Origin of the sequence: Vogesella mureinivorans, assembly GCF_007644035.1 — a bacterium.
Classification (GTDB): domain Bacteria; phylum Pseudomonadota; class Gammaproteobacteria; order Burkholderiales; family Chromobacteriaceae; genus Vogesella; species Vogesella mureinivorans.
The window spans coordinates 1-260 of the sequence record NZ_VMTV02000944.1; the positions used below are offsets into that span (position 1 = coordinate 1).

Here is a 260-nt window from a genome sequence, read left to right on the forward strand (position 1 = left end):
GACGAACCGCCGCGGATACACGCCGACCAGCGGATAGGCGTGGCGGCTGCTGGCCGGCTGCAGCGCACCCAGGCGGCCGTCGAAGCGGCGGGTGATCTCGGCGCCGAAGGCGGCCTCGTCCATCGCCAGCAGTCGCTGGATCTCGCAGGCGGGCAGGGTCAGCACGGCGGAGGCGGTGCGTTCGCCCAGCGGCAGCAGGGCCAGGGTCTGGCCAAAGCCGAACCATTCCCAGGCGGTGTGCTCGTGCCCGAGCTCGTGCT

1 pseudogene is annotated in these 260 nt (G+C 72.7%); it reads right to left on the minus strand.

Features of this window, described 5'->3' with window-relative positions:
- Window positions 1–260, minus strand: a pseudogene (locus FLQ44_RS23900) (hypothetical protein); the annotation flags it as partial.